Raw genomic sequence first — 18,345 nt, 5'->3', positions numbered from 1 at the left:
GAGTTATCCTAAAATGAAAAAAATTAAAATGAAAAAAATCTTAATCAGTATTTTCCTTTTGACTGTAACAGCCAGTTACAGTCAGGAGTTGAATGTTCCTGTAGCTACTCAATATTTAGCTGATAATCCTTATGTGGTTTCGCCTACTTATGCTGGAATTGGGGATAATTTTAGAATAAACCTCAATGGTTACCAACAATGGGTTGGTGTTGAAGACGCCCCTCGAAGTCAAGCACTTTATGCCGATTTTAGAGTGTTGGATCAGTCGGGAGTGGGATTGACTTTGTATAATGATTCCAATGGAAATACTAAACAAGCTGGGGGCAAATTAACTTTTGCGCATCACATAATTTTGGACTATTATTCCAAGCAATATCTATCCTTTGGACTTTCGTATATTTATAATTCATTTCGTATTGAAGTCCCTGATTTAGCTACTGTTCCTAACGATCCAGGAATTACGGATAACCGTTCTACTACGAATAATAACTTTGAAATTGGGTTTTTATATCGTAACAAAGGATTCTATGTTAGTGCAACGGCTACTAATATTTTGCAAAAAAATATCGATTTTACAACGACTAAACTGGAACCTAATTTGCTTACCAATTATCAATTGTATGGTGGTTATGTGCTTGATTTAGGGAATAGAGACGAATTAGAACCTTCTGCTTTTTATCAATTATTTCAAAGTGATGGCCGTTCCAATACCGATTTAAATTTAAAATACCGAAAATTCAATAGGTATGAAGATTATTATTGGATAGGAGCTACTTATCGTTTTTTGAATGATCAAATAGGTCGTCCACTTGGTATAGGTCCAATGGTTGGATTTACAAAAGGATATTTCTCAATGGGTTATTCATACCAAGTAACATTAAACAACGATTTGGTATCTCGTAATTCGGGTACCCATTCTTTGACTATCGGGTTTCGATTTTTGCAAGGGGTTAGTAATTGCCCTTGTACACAAAGTCCTGTCCACGATTAGACTAGCGTTATTGTTTTTAGATTTTGCATAATTAAAGGCTTAGATTTTATAATCTGAGCCTTTTTCTATTACAATACTATTCTTCTAAGTTCTCCTTTCTCCTTTCTATGTTCTGCTTTCTGAGTTCCCCTTTCTACTTTTTACATTCTTCCTTCTGCTTTCTGCTTTCTACTTTCTACTTTCTTTTTTCTGCCTTCTGCCTTCTACCTTCTACCTTCTACCTTCTACCTTCTAACCTCTAACTTCTAACCTCTAACTTCTAACTTCATAGTTCGTCACAATGATCGATTTGAAATAACAAAATTTTAGTAAAAAGAGTTGTATGAATTTTGGGTTATACCTAAATGGGTAATTCTTAAACTATTGTGAATTACATCGATTTCGTTAGTAAATTCATAATTTTTTTAGATTTTTCAAATTTAATACTTATTTAAATGTTATATCTTTGTTATTCTTTCAAAAACAACTAAAAAAAAGAACCATGAAGACTTTGAATAATTTTGATTTTAAAAATAAAAAAGCAATAATAAGAGTAGATTTTAATGTTCCTTTGGATGAAAATTATACCGTAACAGATACCAATCGTATTGAAGCGGCAAAACCTACTATTGATGCTATTTTGGCGCAAGGAGGTAGTGTTATCTTAATGTCACACTTAGGAAGACCAAAAGGAGTTCAAGACAAATATTCTTTAAAACATATTCTAAAAGCTACTGCTGATATTTTAGGAGTTCCGGTTCAATTTTCTTCAAATTGTATTGGTTCAGAAGCGCAAGAAGCTGCAAAAAATTTAAAACCCGGTCAAGTATTATTATTAGAAAATTTACGTTTTCACGATGAAGAAGAGGCTGGAAATGTTGCTTTCGCCAAAGAATTAGCTTCCCTTGGAGATATTTATGTAAATGATGCTTTTGGTACTGCACACAGAGCACATGCTTCTACAACTATTATAGCTCAGTTTTTTCCTGAAAATAAATGTTTTGGACTATTATTAGCTAAAGAAATCGATAGTTTAAACAAGGTTTTAAAAAACAGCGAAAAACCGGTTACCGCGGTATTAGGAGGTTCAAAAGTTTCATCTAAAATTACGGTTATCGAAAATATTTTGGATAAAGTAGATCATATGATTATTGGTGGTGGAATGACATTTACTTTTGTAAAAGCTTTAGGCGGAACAATTGGCGATTCAATCTGTGAAGATGATAAATTGGATTTAGCGTTGGAAATTTTAAGACTAGCCAAAGAAAAAGGAGTTCAAATTCATATTCCTGTTGATGTAGTGGCTGCAAATGATTTTTCGAATACTGCCGATACACAAATTGTAGATGTTAGAGAAATTCCTGATGGATGGCAAGGTCTTGATGCTGGGCCTAAATCATTGGCGAATTTTGAGAAGGTGATTATGGAATCAAAAACTATTCTTTGGAATGGTCCATTAGGTGTTTTTGAAATGGAAACATTTGCTAAAGGAACTATTGCCCTTGGAAATTATATCGCTGCTGCTACTGCAAAAGGAGCTTTTTCACTTGTTGGAGGAGGAGATTCTGTTGCTGCAGTTAAACAATTCGGATTTGAAGATAAAATGAGTTACGTTTCTACTGGCGGTGGGGCTATGTTAGAAATGCTAGAAGGTAGAACTTTACCTGGAATTGCTGCAATTCTAGACTAGTTTCAATTTATTTTATTTCAATTCCTATTTCTTAGATTTTTAATTTGTTAGTTATATTAAAAATCAATAAAACCTTTAGTTGCTTGTATTGGCAATTAAAGGTTTTTGTTTTTTTAATATAGTTCAATTAAAAAATTTCTACTCCTTGTAGCGTTTCTGGTTTAGTTTAATCCAAATTTCGAAATAATAAAGCTAGCGCGTTTGGTTTCTATGTGCTAAAAAATAATTTCACCCAACGGTTCTAATAATTAGCCTTTCAACTTTGAAACCAATTTTCGGATTTTCCATTCCTTTTTTTTTGGTTTGAAAAATTTCATTTTAAGTATATTATTGAAAAATATTACGCACAAAAAGCAAAAAAAAAGGTTAAATATCGAATTTTTTTGTATTTTTAACATTATTTGTGATTTTAATTGGAAAATACCTTTTAAGTTTGCAATAATTAATTTGTAATCTGTTGTATCATAACAAATTGTGATTGCATTTAATATATCGTCCCAATTCAAAACGTTTTAAATATTGAGTATAGACGATACCATATTAAGCTATAAAACGGTCTTAGTTTGTAAATAAATGTTTGTTTCTTGGTAAGTTATGCCATTAGGATAGCGTTATTACATGTAATCGATAAAAAATATTATCTGGATATGAAATTATTAAATACCACTTTTTCATTTTTATTTTTACTTTCTTTTACTGCTTTTTCTCAAAATAGTGTTGAGAATTCTGTAGTAATCCCATCAGAGAAGCCTTTATCATTTTTAGATTCTATCAAAAAATCTTTTGTTTCTTATGATCGAACTGTAAAATCTGACAGTTTATGGATGAATCAGATTGGGAATACTTTAGATATTTATAATAATTTAGAGACCGAAATCAATACCGTTAATATTGATAAAGATATTGACAAAGAATTACCCACGGAATTATTAAAACAACGTTTGGCAGCCTTAGATGCTAAATCTCCTTTCAATATTGAATACAATCAAGGTTTAGAGAATTTAATAAAGTCCTTTCTTAAAAACAGGCGAAAAGCTTTTGCCAATCAAATGGCAGTTGCAGAATATTATTTTCCAACCTTTGAAGAAGCATTAGCCAAACAAAACGTACCATTAGAGATTAAATATTTAGCGGTTGTAGAATCTGCTTTAAACCCAAAAGCTGTTTCAAAAATGGGCGCTACTGGTTTGTGGCAATTCATGTACAATACTGGAAAACAATACCGATTGAATATAGATTCTTATGTTGATGAACGTTCAGATCCTTTAAAATCCTCGGAAGCTGCGGCTCAGTATATGACTAATATGTATGCTATTTTTAATGATTGGGATCTCGTTTTAGCTTCCTATAATTCGGGTCCTGGAAATGTTACAAAAGCCATTCGTCGATCGGGTGGACAACAAAATTTCTGGAACATAAAAAAATACCTTCCCTTAGAAACGCAAGGTTATTTACCTGCTTTTTTGGCCACGATGTATATTTATGAATACCATAAAGAACACGGTATTGTACCAAAAAAAGCTTTGGTTAAGCATTTTGAAACCGATACGGTAATGGTAAAAAGAGAAATGAGTTTTGCGCAAATATCAGATTTATTAGATTTGCCTATTGAGCAATTGCAAGCATTAAATCCATCTTACAAGCGTAACGTTATTCCAACTTATGAAGGTAAATATCATTATTTGACATTGCCCTCTTCAAAAATTGCAATTTTTACTTCCAATGAAGATAAAATCTATGCTTATGTGCAATATGAATTGGATAAGAGAGAAAAATCAAATCAAAATTGGAAAACAAATTATGTTAAAGATTCTTTGAAATATATAGCTTCTTCTAATTCAAAAGTAAAGTATTATAAAGTAAAGCGTGGCGATAATCTAATTGCTATCTCCAAAAAGAATGGTATTGCCGTATCCGATCTGAAAAAATGGAATAATATTGTTGGAAAAACGGTTCCTGCTGGAAAGACATTAAAGATTTATAGTCTCAATAATGAAGATTCTTCCTCAAGATTGGCCTCCAATATTGAAAAAAGCAAACCTATTATTGTCAAAGAAAATACTAACGTAGCTGCTGTAGATACCAAATCAATTACGGATAAAAAAGATACACTTTTAGTAAATGGATCCAATTCATATATCGTTCAAAAAGGGGATAATCTAAATACGATTGCCAAAAAATTTAATACAACGGTTACTGAAATTAAAGAATGGAATAATTTGACTTCTCCAAATATCAAATTAGGTTCATCTTTACTCGTTTCTAATGCGGTTATTGAGACTAAAGAATCAGTTGCAATGGTGACTCCAGAGCTCAAAGATATTGAATATGAAGTTCAAAAAGGGGACAATCTTGGAAGTATAGCTAAAAAATTTGGTGCTTCTTTGTCTGATTTAAGACAATGGAACGCTTTACATACTAACAATTTGTCAATTGGTAATAAAATAATTGTTGCTAAAAATGAAGTAGCTATAATTACCAATAATGCCACTGTCGCTTCTTTTAAGAAAAAAGAAATTTCAACAGCTGTATCTAAAAACAGTGATGTTAATTATCTGGTTCAAAAAGGAGATTCATTATATAGTATTTCTCAAAAATATCCTGGTGTTACAGTAGCCGATTTACAAAAATGGAATAATATCACTGGGGAAGATTTAAAACCAGGAATGGGATTGAAAATTAAAGGGTAATTTACTATACTTAAAACTAATTAATTTTAGTCTTTTCGTGTCAAGTTTCTTTTTTTGCTGCATCCTTTATAATATTAGAATTTTTCATGGGTTACTACTTGTTGTTTTTAGCTTTAACTAATTTTGGGTAGCTATAAATATTTGAATAAACTCCTGTATATTTGAATTCTTTTCTTTCTTATCTATGAGTAAATATTCTATTTTAATATTGTTTTTAGTCGTTTTCTTGTTTTCCTGCACTAATAAAAGTAAAGATAGGAACATCTCTTCAACAGGAAAACTAAATGCTATTTCGGTTGTAATAGATGATCAATTATGGAACGGGATTGTTGGTGATAGTATTAGAAACAAATTTGCCAGTCCAGTAGAAGGGTTGCCTACAGAAGAACCACGATTCGATATAAATCAATTTCCAACTCATTTAATGGAAGGATTTGTTACCAAAAGCAGGATAATTATTGTTGTCAAAAAAGGCACTAAGAATTCTTTTGAAATTAAGAAAAATAAATACGCTACACCTCAAAATGTAATTCATATAGCTGGAAGGTCACTTACTGATCTTGTGAAGATTATTGAGCAAAGAACACCTCAAATAATTAAAATTTTAGAAACTTCAGAACTCAAAGAACAGCAACGATTATTAAAAGTGCCGCTGCAAAATGTTGATTTTATTCAAAAACAATTTGCTCTTACTTTACAAATCCCTAAACCATATAGCTATATATTTAAACAACAGGATTTTGTTTGGCTGAAAAAAGAGTATAGCACGGGAAGTACGAGTATTATTTTGACTCAATTGCCTATAAAAGATATTAATACTGATGCTGATATTCTGGAACAGTTTATTCGAATACACGATTCTCTTGGTGCTCTATATATCAAAAGTTCTGATGCTACATCCAAAATGTATATTGACAAATCGTTTCCGCTTTATGTTTTCAAAACGACTCTGAATGGAAAAAGCACCTACGAAATTAAAGGGACTTGGCGTTTGAAAAATAGTTTTATGTTTGGGCCTTTTGTAAATTATCTTATTTGGGACAACAAGAAAAATAGAATTATTTTTCTGGAAGGTTTTTGTTACTTGCCTTCAAAAGACAGACGTGATTTTATGCAAGAATTGGAAACGATATTGAAAGGAGTTACAATCCGTTGATTTCTTTTTCGAATCTAAAATCCCAAATGTAAAAGGGAATCATGATTTGGTCAAACGATTTTATAGTTTAGCTGAAAACGTATCGGTTTTTACAAGCCGTTAGGGCTAACTTGAATAAGCACTACTTTTTGTCCAATCTTTACTTTTGTAAGTTTCAAATAGAGCTCGATATTGTTTCCGCAATATGTAACTACATTAGGCCATTTTTTAAACTTAAATCAATGTCGTTTCTTTAAGAGTGGGTTTTGTCATTCCGACGTAGGAGGAATCACATTATGTGTTCCTGTAATGTGATTTCTCCCGCTGGTCGAAATGACAAACTAAATGAGTTTGGTATGAGAGTTCCTTAAGGAAATGACATGGAAACATAAATCTAAATTTTAATGTAGAATCTGATTTAAAAGATGAGATTTTTGAAGTATTATATTTTAAATTGATAGACGATAAGGAATAATTTTGTGAAATGGTTTTAGTTTCGGTCGATGTCCTATTCGATGTGATTGTTTTCTCAAACGGAATTAAATTTTTGCATTTGATTTATCAAAAGAATGTTATTTTTGGATTCTATTTTTATTAAATCATTTAATTACTAATTAAGCCTGCACTCATGACTATAGAATGGAAAATAAAGCCTTTTGAGGCATTAACTGTTAATGAATTATATGATATTCTGCAATTGCGAAGTCGGATCTTTGTAGTGGAGCAAAACTGTGTCTATCTTGATTTAGACGGCAAGGATAAAGTGGCTTTGCATTTGTTTGGTACTTTTGATGGAAAAATTGTGGCTCATGCTCGGCTTTTTAAATCGGGAATTTCATTTGATAATGCATCCATAGGCCGAGTAACGGTAGATCCAGACTATAGAGATAGAAAATGGGGACATGATTTGATGAAAGAATCAATTGCTGGAATTTTTAATCACTTTGGCGAAAGCCAAATCACTATTGGCGCTCAATTGTATCTTAAGAAATTTTATGAAAGTCATGGTTTTGTTCAAACGAGCGAAATGTACTTAGAAGATGACATTCCACACATTGAAATGATTAAGAGCTAATTGCAGTGGTATTTAAAAAAAAATGGTTTGTTTTGGAATTTTCATCCAATACAAACCATTTTTAGTATTCGTTTAGTTCTATTTTTTTAAATTTTCAAAATAGAATTATATTCTGTTGGAGTATTCAAAATACTAACTGCTTTCTTTATTTCAGGGTTGCTTTTGATGTAATAATCATAAAGTCCCTCCTGGTATTGGTACCGTTTGATGATTTCATCCTGTAGTAGTCCTTTTATTTCCTTTTGATTTTTGTCCAGTAATGCATTTTCTGATTTTTGGAGAGCATTATACAATTGTTGGTATTCTAAAGCAATTGATTCATCTAGTTTTTCTTTTTTGGCTGTGGCCAAAGTATTTTTCAAAGCCAATTCAGTTTCAGTGTCAAAAGAGAATTTTTGTGTTTTCAAAAACAACTTGAAATCCGTGTAATCGGTATCCGTTATTACAGGGATTTTGTTGCCTAGATTTGGGTTTTTGTAGTAATATTGCGTAGCATAATTAAAAATACCGTCATTTTTTAGTAATGCATTAGCAATGGGACTAGTTTTAGTTTCTTCCATCTCGATGTCTGGCAATACACCGCCACCATCATATACGGTGCGTCCTTTTCTGGTTTTAAAGGTGTTGTAGTTTTTGGCATCGGTTCTGGTGGCTAGACCATTTTTGTCTTTATGGGCATAATCCAACGCTTGGATGCATCTTCCTGATGGGGTGTAATAGCGGGAAATGGTTACTTTGAGTTGTGTTCCGTATGTTAGTTCAACGGGTCTTTGCACCAATCCTTTTCCGAAACTTCGACTTCCCAAAACCACAGCCCGATCCAAATCTTGCAAAGCTCCAGAAACAATTTCCGAGGCGGAAGCGCTATGACCATTAACCAGAATCACTAATGGAATAGTAGTGTCAACTGGTTCTTTGGATGTTTTATAGGTATTGTTGTGTTTTTCTATTTTGGACTTAGTGGTTACGATAATTTCGTTTTTTGGTACAAATAGATTGCAGATATTTACTGCTTCGTTCAATAATCCACCAGGATTTCCTCTAAGATCCAATACAATTCTTTCGGCCCCTTGTTTTTTTAGTTGTTCCAAAGCGTCTCTGGTTTCGTTTGATGCTTTTTTGTTGAAATGAGCCAGTACAATATATCCCGTTTTGTCATCAATCTTAGCAAAATAGGGAACCGATTTTATTTCGATTTCGTCCAAGGTTATTATGGTAGTATAAGGTTTGCCTTGGCGAATGTATTTTATATCAATTTTGGTGTTTTTTGACCCTTTTAATAGTTGCGAAGCATCGTCCTTAAAGTCGGCCAAAGGGGTGTCACCAATTTGAACAATTTCATCTCCTGCTTTGAGTCCTGCTTTGTCTGCTGGAAAATTTTTGTAGGCTTCTTTTATAATTAACTTGTCGTCTTTTCGAGTTATTAATGCCCCAATTCCAGTGTATTCACCCGTATTATTGATCTTGAATTTGAGTACTTCTTGTTCGTTATAAAAAACAGTATACGGATCCAGTGAACTCAGCATGCCTTTTATGGCATTATTCATCAATTGGGCTGGTGTAGTTTCGTCCACGTAATTCTTGTTCAGCTCTTTGAACATAGTTGTAAAAATTTCCAATTGTTTGGCAATCTCAAAATAGTCGTCTTTGAAGCTTACCCCCACAAATAAAAAAGCAGATGCAACAACTGGAATAATGATTTTTTTTTGGAAAATAGTGCGCATGATTATATGTTTTTTTTCTTGAATCGTTTTCTTATAAAATAAATTAGAGCCGTTGCAATAAGTAAAAAAGGCCACACTTCCAGCATTCCCAAAAAGAAACTTGAGATACTGTTAAACCCTGATTTTATGGCATTCCAAACTTTTTCGCCATACGAAACAGTGATGCCTTCTTCTTCGGCTACCGTTTTGTAGAATTCTATGTTTATGGTGCTTAGTGAAACCTGACTTTGTAAATATCGTAATTGCCCTTCTTTGGCTTCAACTTCTTCTCGAATAGCCCAAAGTTGCGCTTCGATGGCTAGCATTTCAGACATTTTGGTTGCTTTTGATAAAAGTTCCAAATACCTGTTTTCTAGTTTCTTTTTTGCCTTTAGTCGGGCATCAATGTCAATGTATTCCTCGGTTACATCTTGCGAACTGATTTCTTTATTGTCAAAATAAGCAACACCAGTTGAAATGTCTTTTATAAAAAAATCAAAATTTTCACTTGGAATACGTACAGTTAATTTTCTATAAACAGTACCATAATCTTTTCCTTCATTATCATTTTGGATAATTGCTTTTCCTTTCTTAGCGGCCGTTTTTATTTGTTCATAAGTAGTTTCTAAATCCTTACATTCAAACTTAATATTGCCATTTTTTATTATTTTTTGAGCTATGTTTTTGTTTTCTGAAGTTGGAGCTTCATAATTACCGCCAACTTCAGCTATCTTCTTGGAATGGGAAGATAATTTAATTGCTTGGATTGATACTTCGTCAGAGGAAAATGCTTCAGTATCAGATTTTTTGCAACTTAAAAAAGCAAAAAATAAAAGGGCTAATAAAATTTTTGAGTTCATAGAGCGTTATTTAGATCTAAAAATACAAAATTAATTTAGATAACAACTAAGCCATCGATTTCTGTTTTATAATCGCGCAAAATAAGGGGTTATTGTTCTTTTTTTATTTGCAGTAAGAACTTTTCAAACAATTGTATGGTTTTGGTATTGATTTCTGCATATGACAATCGGTCTTTGCTTTGGTAAAAAAGCATAAAGGAATACGGTTGGTCCAGATTATCCAATAGTAAATGTTTGTTGAGTCTATAGGTTTCTCGAAGTACGCGTTTGAAATAATTGCGGTCTACTGCTTTTTTGAAATATTTTTTGGAAACAGATACTCCTATTTTTATTTTTTCTCCTTCATCAAAAGTTCCCGCATTGTAAACCAATCGCAACGGATATTTTGAAACCGATTTGCCCTCGGTGAATAATAATCCAATAGTGATTTTGCTTTTGAGTTTCTCGTTTTTGGGATAAGTAAAGTTCATTTTATAAAAGGACAGAGTTATTGGTAACAAAGGTACGATTAAAGTGCAGTCGTGCAATAGACTGTTTGATTACAATGGTTTTTGATTTGGTTCAAATAAATGAGCTTTAGAAGAGAACAGCTTGAGGGGAATATCCTTAAAATATGGATTTCTCACCATGCTTTTTAAAAATAGGGCTTTCGCAAAGACGCGAAGACGCGAAGAAATCGTCTCTAAACTTTGCGCCTTTGCGTCTTGGAGAGAAAATACAAAGCTTAACTTAAAGACATTGTGCTTGAGGGGAATTTCCTTAAAATATGGATTTCTCACCATGCTTTTTAAAAATAGGGCTTTCGCAAAGACGCGAAGACGCGAAGAAATCGTCTCTAAACTTTGCGCCTTTGCGTCTTGGAGAGAAAATACAAAGCTTAACTTAAAGACATTGTGCTTGAGGGGAATATCCTTAAAATATGGATTTCTCACCATGCTTTTTAAAAATAGGGCTCTCGCAAAGACGCGAAGACGCGAAGAAATCGTCTCTAAACTTTGCGCCTTTGCGTCTTGGAGAGAAAATACAAAGCTTAACTTAAAGACATTGTGCTTGAGGGGAATATCCTTAAAATATGGATTTCTCACCATGCTTTTTAAAATTAGGGCTCTCGCAAAGACGCGAAGAAATCGTCTCTAAACTTTGCGCCTTTGCGTCTTGGAGAGAAAATACAAAGCTTAACTTAAAGACATTGTGCTTGAGGGGAATATCCTTAAAATATGGATTTTTCACCATGCTTTTTAAAAATAGGGCTCTCGCAAAGACGCGAAGACGCGAAGAAATCGTATCTAAACTTTGCGCCTTTGCGTGAGGGATAGAGCAAGGCGCCATGCGCTCGTGATAGCCCGACCGTGTTGAGTAAAGTGGCTAAATAAGCGGTTTCAAAAGTAAGCCACTTTGCTCAATGGGGTCACGCCCAAATTTTTACTAACGAAAAAGAGCTCCTAGTTTTTGTTTTGTATTGATTGGTAAGTAAATAGGTTAATTGGCTTTAATTTGGTGTGGTTATAAATTGTCCTAAAAATATATTTATTACTTTTGTGGCAAATTTAACAGTATGCAAAAAATTATTTCGTATCCCTTATCTTTTATTGTTTTAGTGCTTGTTTTGTTGGCTTTGGTGATGTTTCATCCTATTCAATGGATTTGTTTGCACGTTTTTGGATACCAAGCTCATAAAAAAAGTGTCGATTATCTGAATTTTATATTGCTAAGAATTGTTTTGCTTTTGGGTGTAACTTTTAGTTTTGAGAATAGAGAACGAATTCCAAAAGGAGTGCCGATAATATTTGTGGCCAACCATCAAAGTTTGTATGATATTATTGCTATGATTTGGTTTTTAAGAAAATTTCATCCCAAATTTGTCAGCAAAAAAGAATTAGGGAAAGGAGTCCCGAGCGTTTCGTTTAATTTGCGCCATGGAGGTTCCGTATTGATAGACCGAAAAGATCCTAAACAAGCCATTCCATCGATCAAAAAAATGGCAAATTATATTGAAAAGCATAAGCGTTCTGCAGTGATTTTTCCAGAAGGAACCCGCAGTAGAACTGGGAAACCTAAAGAGTTTGCACAAACGGGTTTGAAGATTTTATGCAAAAATGCACCATCGGCTTATGTTGTACCTATAAGTATTAATAATTCATGGAAATTAATGAAATATGGAACTTTTCCTTATGGTTTGGGAAATCGTATTACCTTTGTGGTTCATGAAGCCATTGCGGTAAAGGATTTTGAATTTAGTGAAATCATGGAAAAAACGGAATCGGCGGTCGTTAGTGGAATAAAAATTTAATTAATTTATAAATAATGTCTATAAAAAACATTCGTCTAGAAGTAATGCAGTTTCTAGAAAACAAGGTGGAAAGTTTTGTTGATCAATACTTAATACCAGTAGAAAAAATTTGGCAACCTTCGGACTTTTTACCCAATTCAGAAAGTGATAATTTTCTAGAAGAAGTAAAAGAACTTAGAGAGATATCCAAAGATTTACCATATGATTTTTGGGTTGCCATGGTTGGCGATATGATCACCGAGGAAGCTTTACCAACCTACGAAAATTGGCTGATGGAAGTTGAAGGTGTGGACAATCTGGAAAGAAATGGATGGGCCAAATGGGTTCGCCAATGGACAGGTGAAGAAAATCGTCATGGTGATTTATTGAATAAATACTTGTACTTGTCAGGTCGAGTAAATATGAAAGAAATTGAAATGACTACTCAGCACTTGATTAACGATGGTTTTGATATTGGAACTGGTAGAGATCCGTATAAAAACTTTGTCTATACTAGTTTTCAAGAATTGGCTACTTATGTTTCGCACAATAGAGTTTCGCAATTGGCCAAAAGTTATGGTGATAAAAAATTGTCTAAAATGTGTAAAATGATTGCTGGAGACGAAATGCGTCATCACCATGCGTACAGTCATTTTGTATCGGAAATTTTTAAGATAGATCCAAGTGAAATGATGCTTGCTTTTCAATACATGATGAAAGCTAAAATTGTTATGCCAGCTCATTTCTTGAGAGAATCTGGAAACAAAATAAGTTCTGCATTTGAACATTTTTCTGATTCAGCACAGCGAATAGGGGTGTATACCGCCAATGATTATGTTGAAATCATGCAAAAATTAATTGATAAATGGGAAATTGATAAAATAGGAAATTTAACGGATGAAGCCGAAAAAGCCCGTGATTATTTGATGAAATTACCAGGTAGAATGGCAAAAATTTCTGAAAGATTGGTAATACCTCAAGAATCCTTTCAATTTAAATGGGTAGAACCTGCAAGATTGTAAATTTTAGATTGAAGAGTAACGATTTTAGAATAAAAATTGAAATGCTGATTTTTGAAGTTTTCGCTTTAAGAATCGGCATTTTTTTATAAAAAATACCCAATTTATGAGCAATCCAGATTTAATAAATAAAACGATACTTTTTGTAAAAGAAAAATTAGCGAATGCCGAAGGTGGACATGATTGGTTTCATATTCAAAGGGTTTATAAAAATGCACTTTTGATTGCTAATGGGGAAACCTGTGATCTAACTATCGTAAAATTAGGTGCTTTGCTTCATGATATTGCCGACAGCAAGTTTCATGGAGGAGATGAAACATTAGGATCTATAATTGCTCGTGAATTTTTGGAAAATGAAGCTGTACCAGAAGCAATTATTGAACAGGTGATTCAAATTATTGAAAATGTCTCTTTTAAAGGTGGAAAAACGGCAAAGACATTCTCGTCAATCGAATTGGATATTGTGCAGGATGCAGATCGGTTGGACGCAATAGGTGCCATTGGCATCGCTAGAGCTTTTAATTATGGAGGATTCAAAAACAGATTGTTGTATGATCCTCAAATAGCTCCCAATATGCATCTTAGTAAGGAAGAATACAAAAATAGTCAAGCGCCAACAATCAATCATTTTTATGAAAAATTGTTATTGCTAAAAGATAAAATGAATACTGCAACCGGTCAACAAATTGCCAAAGAAAGGCATCGCTATATGCAAGGGTTCTTGGCACAGTTTTATGCGGAATGGGATGGGGAGCAATAGATTTTAACCTCAGAAGATTTTATAGCGGAATTCAGAAATGTTATTTCGCAAAGAGACGCAAAGAAAACACAGAGACTCACTAAGAGTTTAGTTTTACTATTTTTGGGTGACTTTGCGTTTCTTTCTTTGTGAAACTCTGTGGAATTTTTTTCCTATTTTGTAGCTCTTAAATCGAAATTCCTTTTTCTTTCATTTCTAGAATCACATCCGAAGCATTCTTAAAAGTAGGCGCTTGTTCGATTATACTTCCCACACGTTTTTTATTCAATTTGAAGGTAATATCATTTTCGGTGGTGAACAAAAGTGCCGTTAGAAACGGATTGTTCATATAAGGAGCCAATACTATAAAAGCTTCGTCAAGCGAATGAAAACTTTCAATCTCTTCTGTTTTGTAGCGCGCCGTAACCGAAAGACTAAAAACACCATCATTCAAAACAGGACGCACATAAATATTTTTCAGTTCAGTATCGCCTATGGTTTTGGCCAAAGTCAGTTTGGCGTATGTTTTATCAGCAATGCTTTCTTTTACTTTTTCCCAAAACTCAGCAAATACAGGTTGAAACGACATAATTTTATTTTTAGGTATTATCGAAATGCAAAATTAAGTTTTTGAAACCAAACAAATTGCTTTTGCGCTCAAGATAATCATAGGAATGCATAGTAATTCTTTTTGTAATCGTTCATTTCAATAAAAATAGCATCATTTTTTTGGTTCTAAATTGAACATGAAGTTTTAAAATGGGTATGAGTTTTTTAATGTATTTAAAGAATAGTTGGAAGAGAGTGCAAAATAAATCGAAACGCTATAAATGATTACGTTCAAAATTTATATATTTGTACGTATAAATATTTTATATTATGGATACTAAACTCACTTTAAAGCTAGACCAAGAGATAATTGAAAAAGCGAAACATTATGCATCTGAAAAAAAATTAAGTTTATCCAGACTTATAGAAAATTATCTTAATTCATTGACTTCAGATCAAACAAATAATGACTTACAAATTTCTCCGTTTGTAAAGAGTCTTTCTTCAGGAATTAAAATTCCAGCCGATTACGATTATAAAAAAGAACGTGCTGATTATTTAGATCAAAAGTACAAATGAGCAGAATTTTTTTAGATACCTATGTAATATTAGATTTGTTGGGAGAAAGAGTACCTTTTTTTGACTCAATTGCTAAGGTTGCTACTTTGGCAGATCAAAAAAAGCTTACTCTAATTGTCTCTCCTCTTTCATTCACTACAATAAATTACGTTTTAAATAAATACGAAACATCAGAATCTGTTTTGAATAAACTTCGAAAGTTTAAAATAATCTGTGAGGTTTGTGAGGTTAACGAAGAAACAATAGACAAAGCGCTGAATTCGAGTTTTAAAGATTTTGAAGATGCTGTTCAATATTTTTCTGCTTTACAATCTAACTGTTCAATAATTTTAACTAGAAACGGAAAAGACTTTAAGCAGTCTACAATTGCAATTATGACAGCTGAGGAGTATTTAAGTAGCATAATATAAAGCACAACCACCAACAATTATTAAATCGGATTTGAGCAATAGTTTTAATAGGAAGTTGTTTTTGTATTTGGAATAATTTGCTTCGTCTATTCGCTATCGCTCACGTGGCAAATTCGAAAAATGTTTAATTTAGTCCCAAACCCAGTTTTGAACCAGAACGTTAGCATACATTTTGCCGCAACTGGGAAATAAAAATATAATTAATATGAAAAGACTTTTTATCCTTATCTCTATCTTGGCAATAAGCTGTAACAAAGATGAAACAGGTGTTCAAACTGATAAGAATTCAATAAATTTAGTCACAGGAATTAATTTTAGACAAGACAAAGACGGCACAGTATTAAAACTTGGAAACCCAAATGTTTTAGTGAATAATAAATTTTTACTTTATCCAAATCCAGCAAACGAATCCGTTTATATTTTAGCAGAAGAAAATGTTACAGATGTTTGGTTTGTATCAGCAAATCCAGAAAAAATTTATCAAGAAATAAACTTCAACAATGTTTTGAGTACAAATTTGTATAATGAACAATCCATTATCTCAAATTCAAATTTTTCTATTAGCGGACAAACTTCAAACAGTTTTAAAATTGACATAGGTACTCTTGCAAAAGGATATTATAAAGTATTCGTTAAAATTGGCGGAAAATTATACTGGGATAATTTATATAAATATGAAAATCAAGGTAGTAACGAAGAACAATTTAGCAAAATAAATGATTTTTGGAAATAAAAATTAGGGCTAAAATAAACCTTTGTTAAAAGCGACTACATAGGATTTGGGCAATTGGCTTACTGGGAAAATGGATTTATATTTGGAATAATTTCATAAATCCGGAAATACCTTTTGATTTAATACGAAACTACTTTTATTAATGAAATGAAGCATGTTTATTCAATAAATAAATCAATAATTACGACAAAACAATGAAACGAATAACCGTATTTTGTGGCTCCAGTTCCGGAACCGAAGAAATTTATACTTTGCAAGCGACTTTTCTTGGAGAAACATTAGCCAAACGAAACATAGAATTAGTATATGGCGGAGCCAAAGTTGGACTTATGGGAGCTGTTGCCGATGGTGTTTTGAGCAAAGGCGGAAAAGCAATCGGAGTGTTACCCAATTTTTTAGGTTCCAAAGAAATCGCTCACCCAAATCTCACCCAATTAATTTTGGTCGATACCATGCATGAACGAAAAACCAAAATGAATGACCTATGTGATGGTGTAATAGCCTTGCCTGGTGGTTTTGGTACATTGGATGAGCTATTCGAAATGCTGACTTGGGCACAATTAGGTCTGCATAAAAAACCAATTGCCATTTTGAACGTTAATGGTTATTATGATGCTTTACTCATTTTTGTACAAATGATGGTAGACAAAGGGCTTTTGAAAGAAGTAAACCAAAAAATGCTTTTGGTAAGCAATTCAATAGAAGACCTTTTAGATAAAATGGAAAACTATATTGCGCCAAACGTTGGAAAATGGATTAACAAGGAAAATGTTTAGTATCCCTTTAATCAAATTATAAAAGCTATCTAATGCATTTGCTGTCATTTCGGGTTTTGCAATAGTTTTCTTGTTCCCAAAAAGGCATAAAACAAAAAATATTGATTTACAGTACAATTATATTTCCTCTTGTGTTTTTTTTGATTACATTTAAATTTTTAGAAAAATATTTTTGAATGTGGGCGTTTTAAAGGGTCATTTCGTAGTTTTCGAAAGCCAAGAAGTCCATAAAAATGGATTAAAATCAATCATAATGAATAATGATACCGTTTCTGAACCAATAGTTTCTGTTATTGAAAACAAAAAAGTGGATCACCGAATTCGTATAGCAAATTTTGCCCCCAATCCTGAGTCACGTTTGGATTCTATGGAAATGAAATGGAAGCCAATTTATGATGCTACTATTCCATTCAGAGATTTGACCAATCCTGAAACCAAAAAGGAAAGTTATTTTAAACTCATAGAAAAACTAAATGTTGAGAAAAGTATTCGATATCAAAAAACGATAGAAGATACTTATTGTAATGTCTATACTTTCGATTATTGTTATTTTTCCAAAGTGTATGTTCCAACGATTTGGTGGACAGAGGAAGCACTTCAAAAAATATTGAATGGAGAAGAAGTGCCAGTAATTTATGAAGAAACCGTAGACCATATTTACTCCAGTGCCATTCATGATTGGTTTTTGCAATGGGGAGTTAGTTTTGGTTGGAAAAGAATGTATAGCGTAGATGAAATGCAATCACAAGTCAATAGCAATGGAGGTGTTGGTATTATTTGTGCCAAAAGAAAAATAAAAGGCCTCTCTGGCCACATTGTTCCTGTAGTCCCCGAATCGGTTTTGCACCAAGCCTACCGAGAAAATGGAGTTGTGCGATATCCTTTGCAGTCACAAGCAGGAAAACTGAATTTTAATTACTTCTCGAAGGAAAAAGAAGCTTGGTGGGAAGACGAATTGTATTCTTCTTATGTTTTTTATTACCACGATTAAACGAAGTAATTAATAAGATTATACTATCAGTCTTCATTTTTATTGATTATCAGTATATTAAGTACTTGGAATTGATGTAATAAAGAACTACTTTCGCAACTTAGAAAAAATAAGAATAGCCCAAAAACTATTTTGACTATTCATCTACTTAAGTTAT

General features: G+C 32.7%; 18 protein-coding genes. 13 read left to right on the top strand and 5 right to left on the bottom strand.

Annotated features, from left to right (window positions below; all coding sequences use genetic code 11):
- Window positions 1–28: 28 nt before the first annotated feature.
- The 5 genes from OYT91_RS13080 to OYT91_RS13060 all read left to right on the top strand — a co-directional run bounded on the left by OYT91_RS13080 (window position 29) and on the right by OYT91_RS13060 (window position 7,560).
- A complete protein-coding gene (locus tag OYT91_RS13080; protein ID WP_269224444.1) occupies window positions 29–991 on the top strand; it encodes a PorP/SprF family type IX secretion system membrane protein in 963 nt (320 codons plus the stop codon).
- 481 nt (window positions 992–1,472) lie between these two features.
- Window positions 1,473–2,660, top strand: coding sequence for a phosphoglycerate kinase (locus OYT91_RS13075; RefSeq protein ID WP_281238318.1), 1,188 nt, complete (start codon window positions 1,473–1,475; stop codon window positions 2,658–2,660).
- 647 nt (window positions 2,661–3,307) lie between these two features.
- A complete protein-coding gene (locus OYT91_RS13070; RefSeq protein ID WP_281238317.1) occupies window positions 3,308–5,350 on the top strand; it encodes a LysM peptidoglycan-binding domain-containing protein in 2,043 nt (680 codons plus the stop codon).
- A 184-nt stretch (window positions 5,351–5,534) separates the two neighbouring features.
- Entirely contained in the window at window positions 5,535–6,506 is a 972-nt protein-coding gene (locus OYT91_RS13065) for a DUF4837 family protein (protein ID WP_281238316.1), read from the top strand.
- A 607-nt stretch (window positions 6,507–7,113) separates the two neighbouring features.
- On the top strand, window positions 7,114–7,560 hold the full coding sequence (locus tag OYT91_RS13060; protein WP_281238315.1) for a GNAT family N-acetyltransferase: 447 nt from the start codon (window positions 7,114–7,116) through the stop codon (window positions 7,558–7,560).
- Window positions 7,561–7,646: 86 nt separating this feature from the next.
- Here OYT91_RS13060 and OYT91_RS13055 read toward each other — a convergent pair whose 3' ends face one another.
- The 4 genes from OYT91_RS13055 to OYT91_RS13040 form a co-directional block, all read right to left on the bottom strand.
- Entirely contained in the window at window positions 7,647–9,284 is a 1,638-nt protein-coding gene (locus tag OYT91_RS13055) for a S41 family peptidase (protein WP_281238314.1), read from the bottom strand.
- A gap of 2 nt (window positions 9,285–9,286) precedes the next feature.
- Window positions 9,287–10,123, bottom strand: coding sequence for a DUF4349 domain-containing protein (locus OYT91_RS13050; RefSeq protein ID WP_281238313.1), 837 nt, complete (start codon window positions 10,121–10,123; stop codon window positions 9,287–9,289).
- 89 nt (window positions 10,124–10,212) lie between these two features.
- Window positions 10,213–10,593: a ribonuclease P protein component gene (gene rnpA / locus OYT91_RS13045; protein WP_281238312.1), complete on the bottom strand. Its 381-nt coding sequence runs from the start codon at window positions 10,591–10,593 to the stop codon at window positions 10,213–10,215.
- A 69-nt stretch (window positions 10,594–10,662) separates the two neighbouring features.
- The gene (locus OYT91_RS13040) at window positions 10,663–11,211 is read right to left on the bottom strand and encodes a hypothetical protein (protein ID WP_281238311.1); all 549 of its coding nucleotides are present in this window, start codon (window positions 11,209–11,211) and stop codon (window positions 10,663–10,665) included.
- Window positions 11,212–11,678: 467 nt separating this feature from the next.
- Between OYT91_RS13040 and OYT91_RS13035 the strand changes: the two genes are divergently transcribed.
- The 3 genes from OYT91_RS13035 (at window position 11,679) to OYT91_RS13025 (ending at window position 14,171) form a co-directional block, all read left to right on the top strand.
- A complete protein-coding gene (locus OYT91_RS13035; protein ID WP_281238310.1) occupies window positions 11,679–12,413 on the top strand; it encodes a lysophospholipid acyltransferase family protein in 735 nt (244 codons plus the stop codon).
- Between the two features lie 14 nt (window positions 12,414–12,427).
- Entirely contained in the window at window positions 12,428–13,414 is a 987-nt protein-coding gene (locus OYT91_RS13030) for an acyl-ACP desaturase (protein ID WP_269224455.1), read from the top strand.
- A 103-nt stretch (window positions 13,415–13,517) separates the two neighbouring features.
- Complete coding sequence (locus OYT91_RS13025; protein WP_269224456.1) at window positions 13,518–14,171, top strand: HD domain-containing protein; 654 nt, start codon at window positions 13,518–13,520, stop codon at window positions 14,169–14,171.
- Window positions 14,172–14,337: 166 nt separating this feature from the next.
- Here the strand turns inward: OYT91_RS13025 and OYT91_RS13020 are convergent, their stop codons facing one another.
- A complete protein-coding gene (locus tag OYT91_RS13020; RefSeq protein ID WP_281238309.1) occupies window positions 14,338–14,739 on the bottom strand; it encodes a hypothetical protein in 402 nt (133 codons plus the stop codon).
- Between the two features lie 290 nt (window positions 14,740–15,029).
- Here OYT91_RS13020 and OYT91_RS13015 point away from each other — a divergent pair, with 290 nt between their 5' ends.
- From OYT91_RS13015 to OYT91_RS12995, 5 genes are all read left to right on the top strand, one after another.
- Window positions 15,030–15,278: a DUF6364 family protein gene (locus OYT91_RS13015; protein ID WP_269224458.1), complete on the top strand. Its 249-nt coding sequence runs from the start codon at window positions 15,030–15,032 to the stop codon at window positions 15,276–15,278.
- Window positions 15,275–15,688, top strand: a complete 414-nt coding sequence (locus tag OYT91_RS13010) for a type II toxin-antitoxin system VapC family toxin (RefSeq protein WP_281238308.1) — start codon at window positions 15,275–15,277, stop codon at window positions 15,686–15,688. Before OYT91_RS13015 ends, OYT91_RS13010 begins: the two co-directional genes overlap by 4 nt.
- Window positions 15,689–15,893: 205 nt before the next feature.
- Complete coding sequence (locus OYT91_RS13005; protein WP_281238307.1) at window positions 15,894–16,421, top strand: hypothetical protein; 528 nt, start codon at window positions 15,894–15,896, stop codon at window positions 16,419–16,421.
- A 194-nt stretch (window positions 16,422–16,615) separates the two neighbouring features.
- Complete coding sequence (locus OYT91_RS13000) at window positions 16,616–17,197, top strand: LOG family protein (RefSeq protein WP_281238306.1); 582 nt, start codon at window positions 16,616–16,618, stop codon at window positions 17,195–17,197.
- 253 nt (window positions 17,198–17,450) lie between these two features.
- A complete protein-coding gene (locus OYT91_RS12995) occupies window positions 17,451–18,188 on the top strand; it encodes a hypothetical protein (protein WP_281238305.1) in 738 nt (245 codons plus the stop codon).
- The last annotated feature ends 157 nt before the right edge of the window (window positions 18,189–18,345 follow it).

Origin of the sequence: Flavobacterium praedii, assembly GCF_026810365.1 — a bacterium.
Lineage (GTDB): Bacteria > Bacteroidota > Bacteroidia > Flavobacteriales > Flavobacteriaceae > Flavobacterium > Flavobacterium praedii.
This window is presented reverse-complemented; position numbering and strand designations above follow the sequence as displayed.

What these genes read in the sequence shown, in the direction of transcription:
- rnpA (WP_281238312.1), bottom strand. Translation starts at nt 10,593, where the DNA reads ATGAACTTTACTTATCCCAAAAACGAGAAACTCAAAAGCAAAATCACT.
- OYT91_RS12995 (WP_281238305.1), top strand. Translation starts at nt 17,451, where the DNA reads ATGAATAATGATACCGTTTCTGAACCAATAGTTTCTGTTATTGAAAAC.
- OYT91_RS13000 (WP_281238306.1), top strand. Translation starts at nt 16,616, where the DNA reads ATGAAACGAATAACCGTATTTTGTGGCTCCAGTTCCGGAACCGAAGAA.
- OYT91_RS13050 (WP_281238313.1), bottom strand. Translation starts at nt 10,123, where the DNA reads ATGAACTCAAAAATTTTATTAGCCCTTTTATTTTTTGCTTTTTTAAGT.
- OYT91_RS13025 (WP_269224456.1), top strand. Translation starts at nt 13,518, where the DNA reads ATGAGCAATCCAGATTTAATAAATAAAACGATACTTTTTGTAAAAGAA.
- OYT91_RS13060 (WP_281238315.1), top strand. Translation starts at nt 7,114, where the DNA reads ATGACTATAGAATGGAAAATAAAGCCTTTTGAGGCATTAACTGTTAAT.
- OYT91_RS13035 (WP_281238310.1), top strand. Translation starts at nt 11,679, where the DNA reads ATGCAAAAAATTATTTCGTATCCCTTATCTTTTATTGTTTTAGTGCTT.
- OYT91_RS13065 (WP_281238316.1), top strand. Translation starts at nt 5,535, where the DNA reads ATGAGTAAATATTCTATTTTAATATTGTTTTTAGTCGTTTTCTTGTTT.
- OYT91_RS13075 (WP_281238318.1), top strand. Translation starts at nt 1,473, where the DNA reads ATGAAGACTTTGAATAATTTTGATTTTAAAAATAAAAAAGCAATAATA.
- OYT91_RS13010 (WP_281238308.1), top strand. Translation starts at nt 15,275, where the DNA reads ATGAGCAGAATTTTTTTAGATACCTATGTAATATTAGATTTGTTGGGA.
- OYT91_RS13055 (WP_281238314.1), bottom strand. Translation starts at nt 9,284, where the DNA reads ATGCGCACTATTTTCCAAAAAAAAATCATTATTCCAGTTGTTGCATCT.
- OYT91_RS13070 (WP_281238317.1), top strand. Translation starts at nt 3,308, where the DNA reads ATGAAATTATTAAATACCACTTTTTCATTTTTATTTTTACTTTCTTTT.
- OYT91_RS13005 (WP_281238307.1), top strand. Translation starts at nt 15,894, where the DNA reads ATGAAAAGACTTTTTATCCTTATCTCTATCTTGGCAATAAGCTGTAAC.
- OYT91_RS13080 (WP_269224444.1), top strand. Translation starts at nt 29, where the DNA reads ATGAAAAAAATCTTAATCAGTATTTTCCTTTTGACTGTAACAGCCAGT.
- OYT91_RS13015 (WP_269224458.1), top strand. Translation starts at nt 15,030, where the DNA reads ATGGATACTAAACTCACTTTAAAGCTAGACCAAGAGATAATTGAAAAA.
- OYT91_RS13040 (WP_281238311.1), bottom strand. Translation starts at nt 11,211, where the DNA reads ATGGTGAGAAATCCATATTTTAAGGATATTCCCCTCAAGCACAATGTC.
- OYT91_RS13020 (WP_281238309.1), bottom strand. Translation starts at nt 14,739, where the DNA reads ATGTCGTTTCAACCTGTATTTGCTGAGTTTTGGGAAAAAGTAAAAGAA.
- OYT91_RS13030 (WP_269224455.1), top strand. Translation starts at nt 12,428, where the DNA reads ATGTCTATAAAAAACATTCGTCTAGAAGTAATGCAGTTTCTAGAAAAC.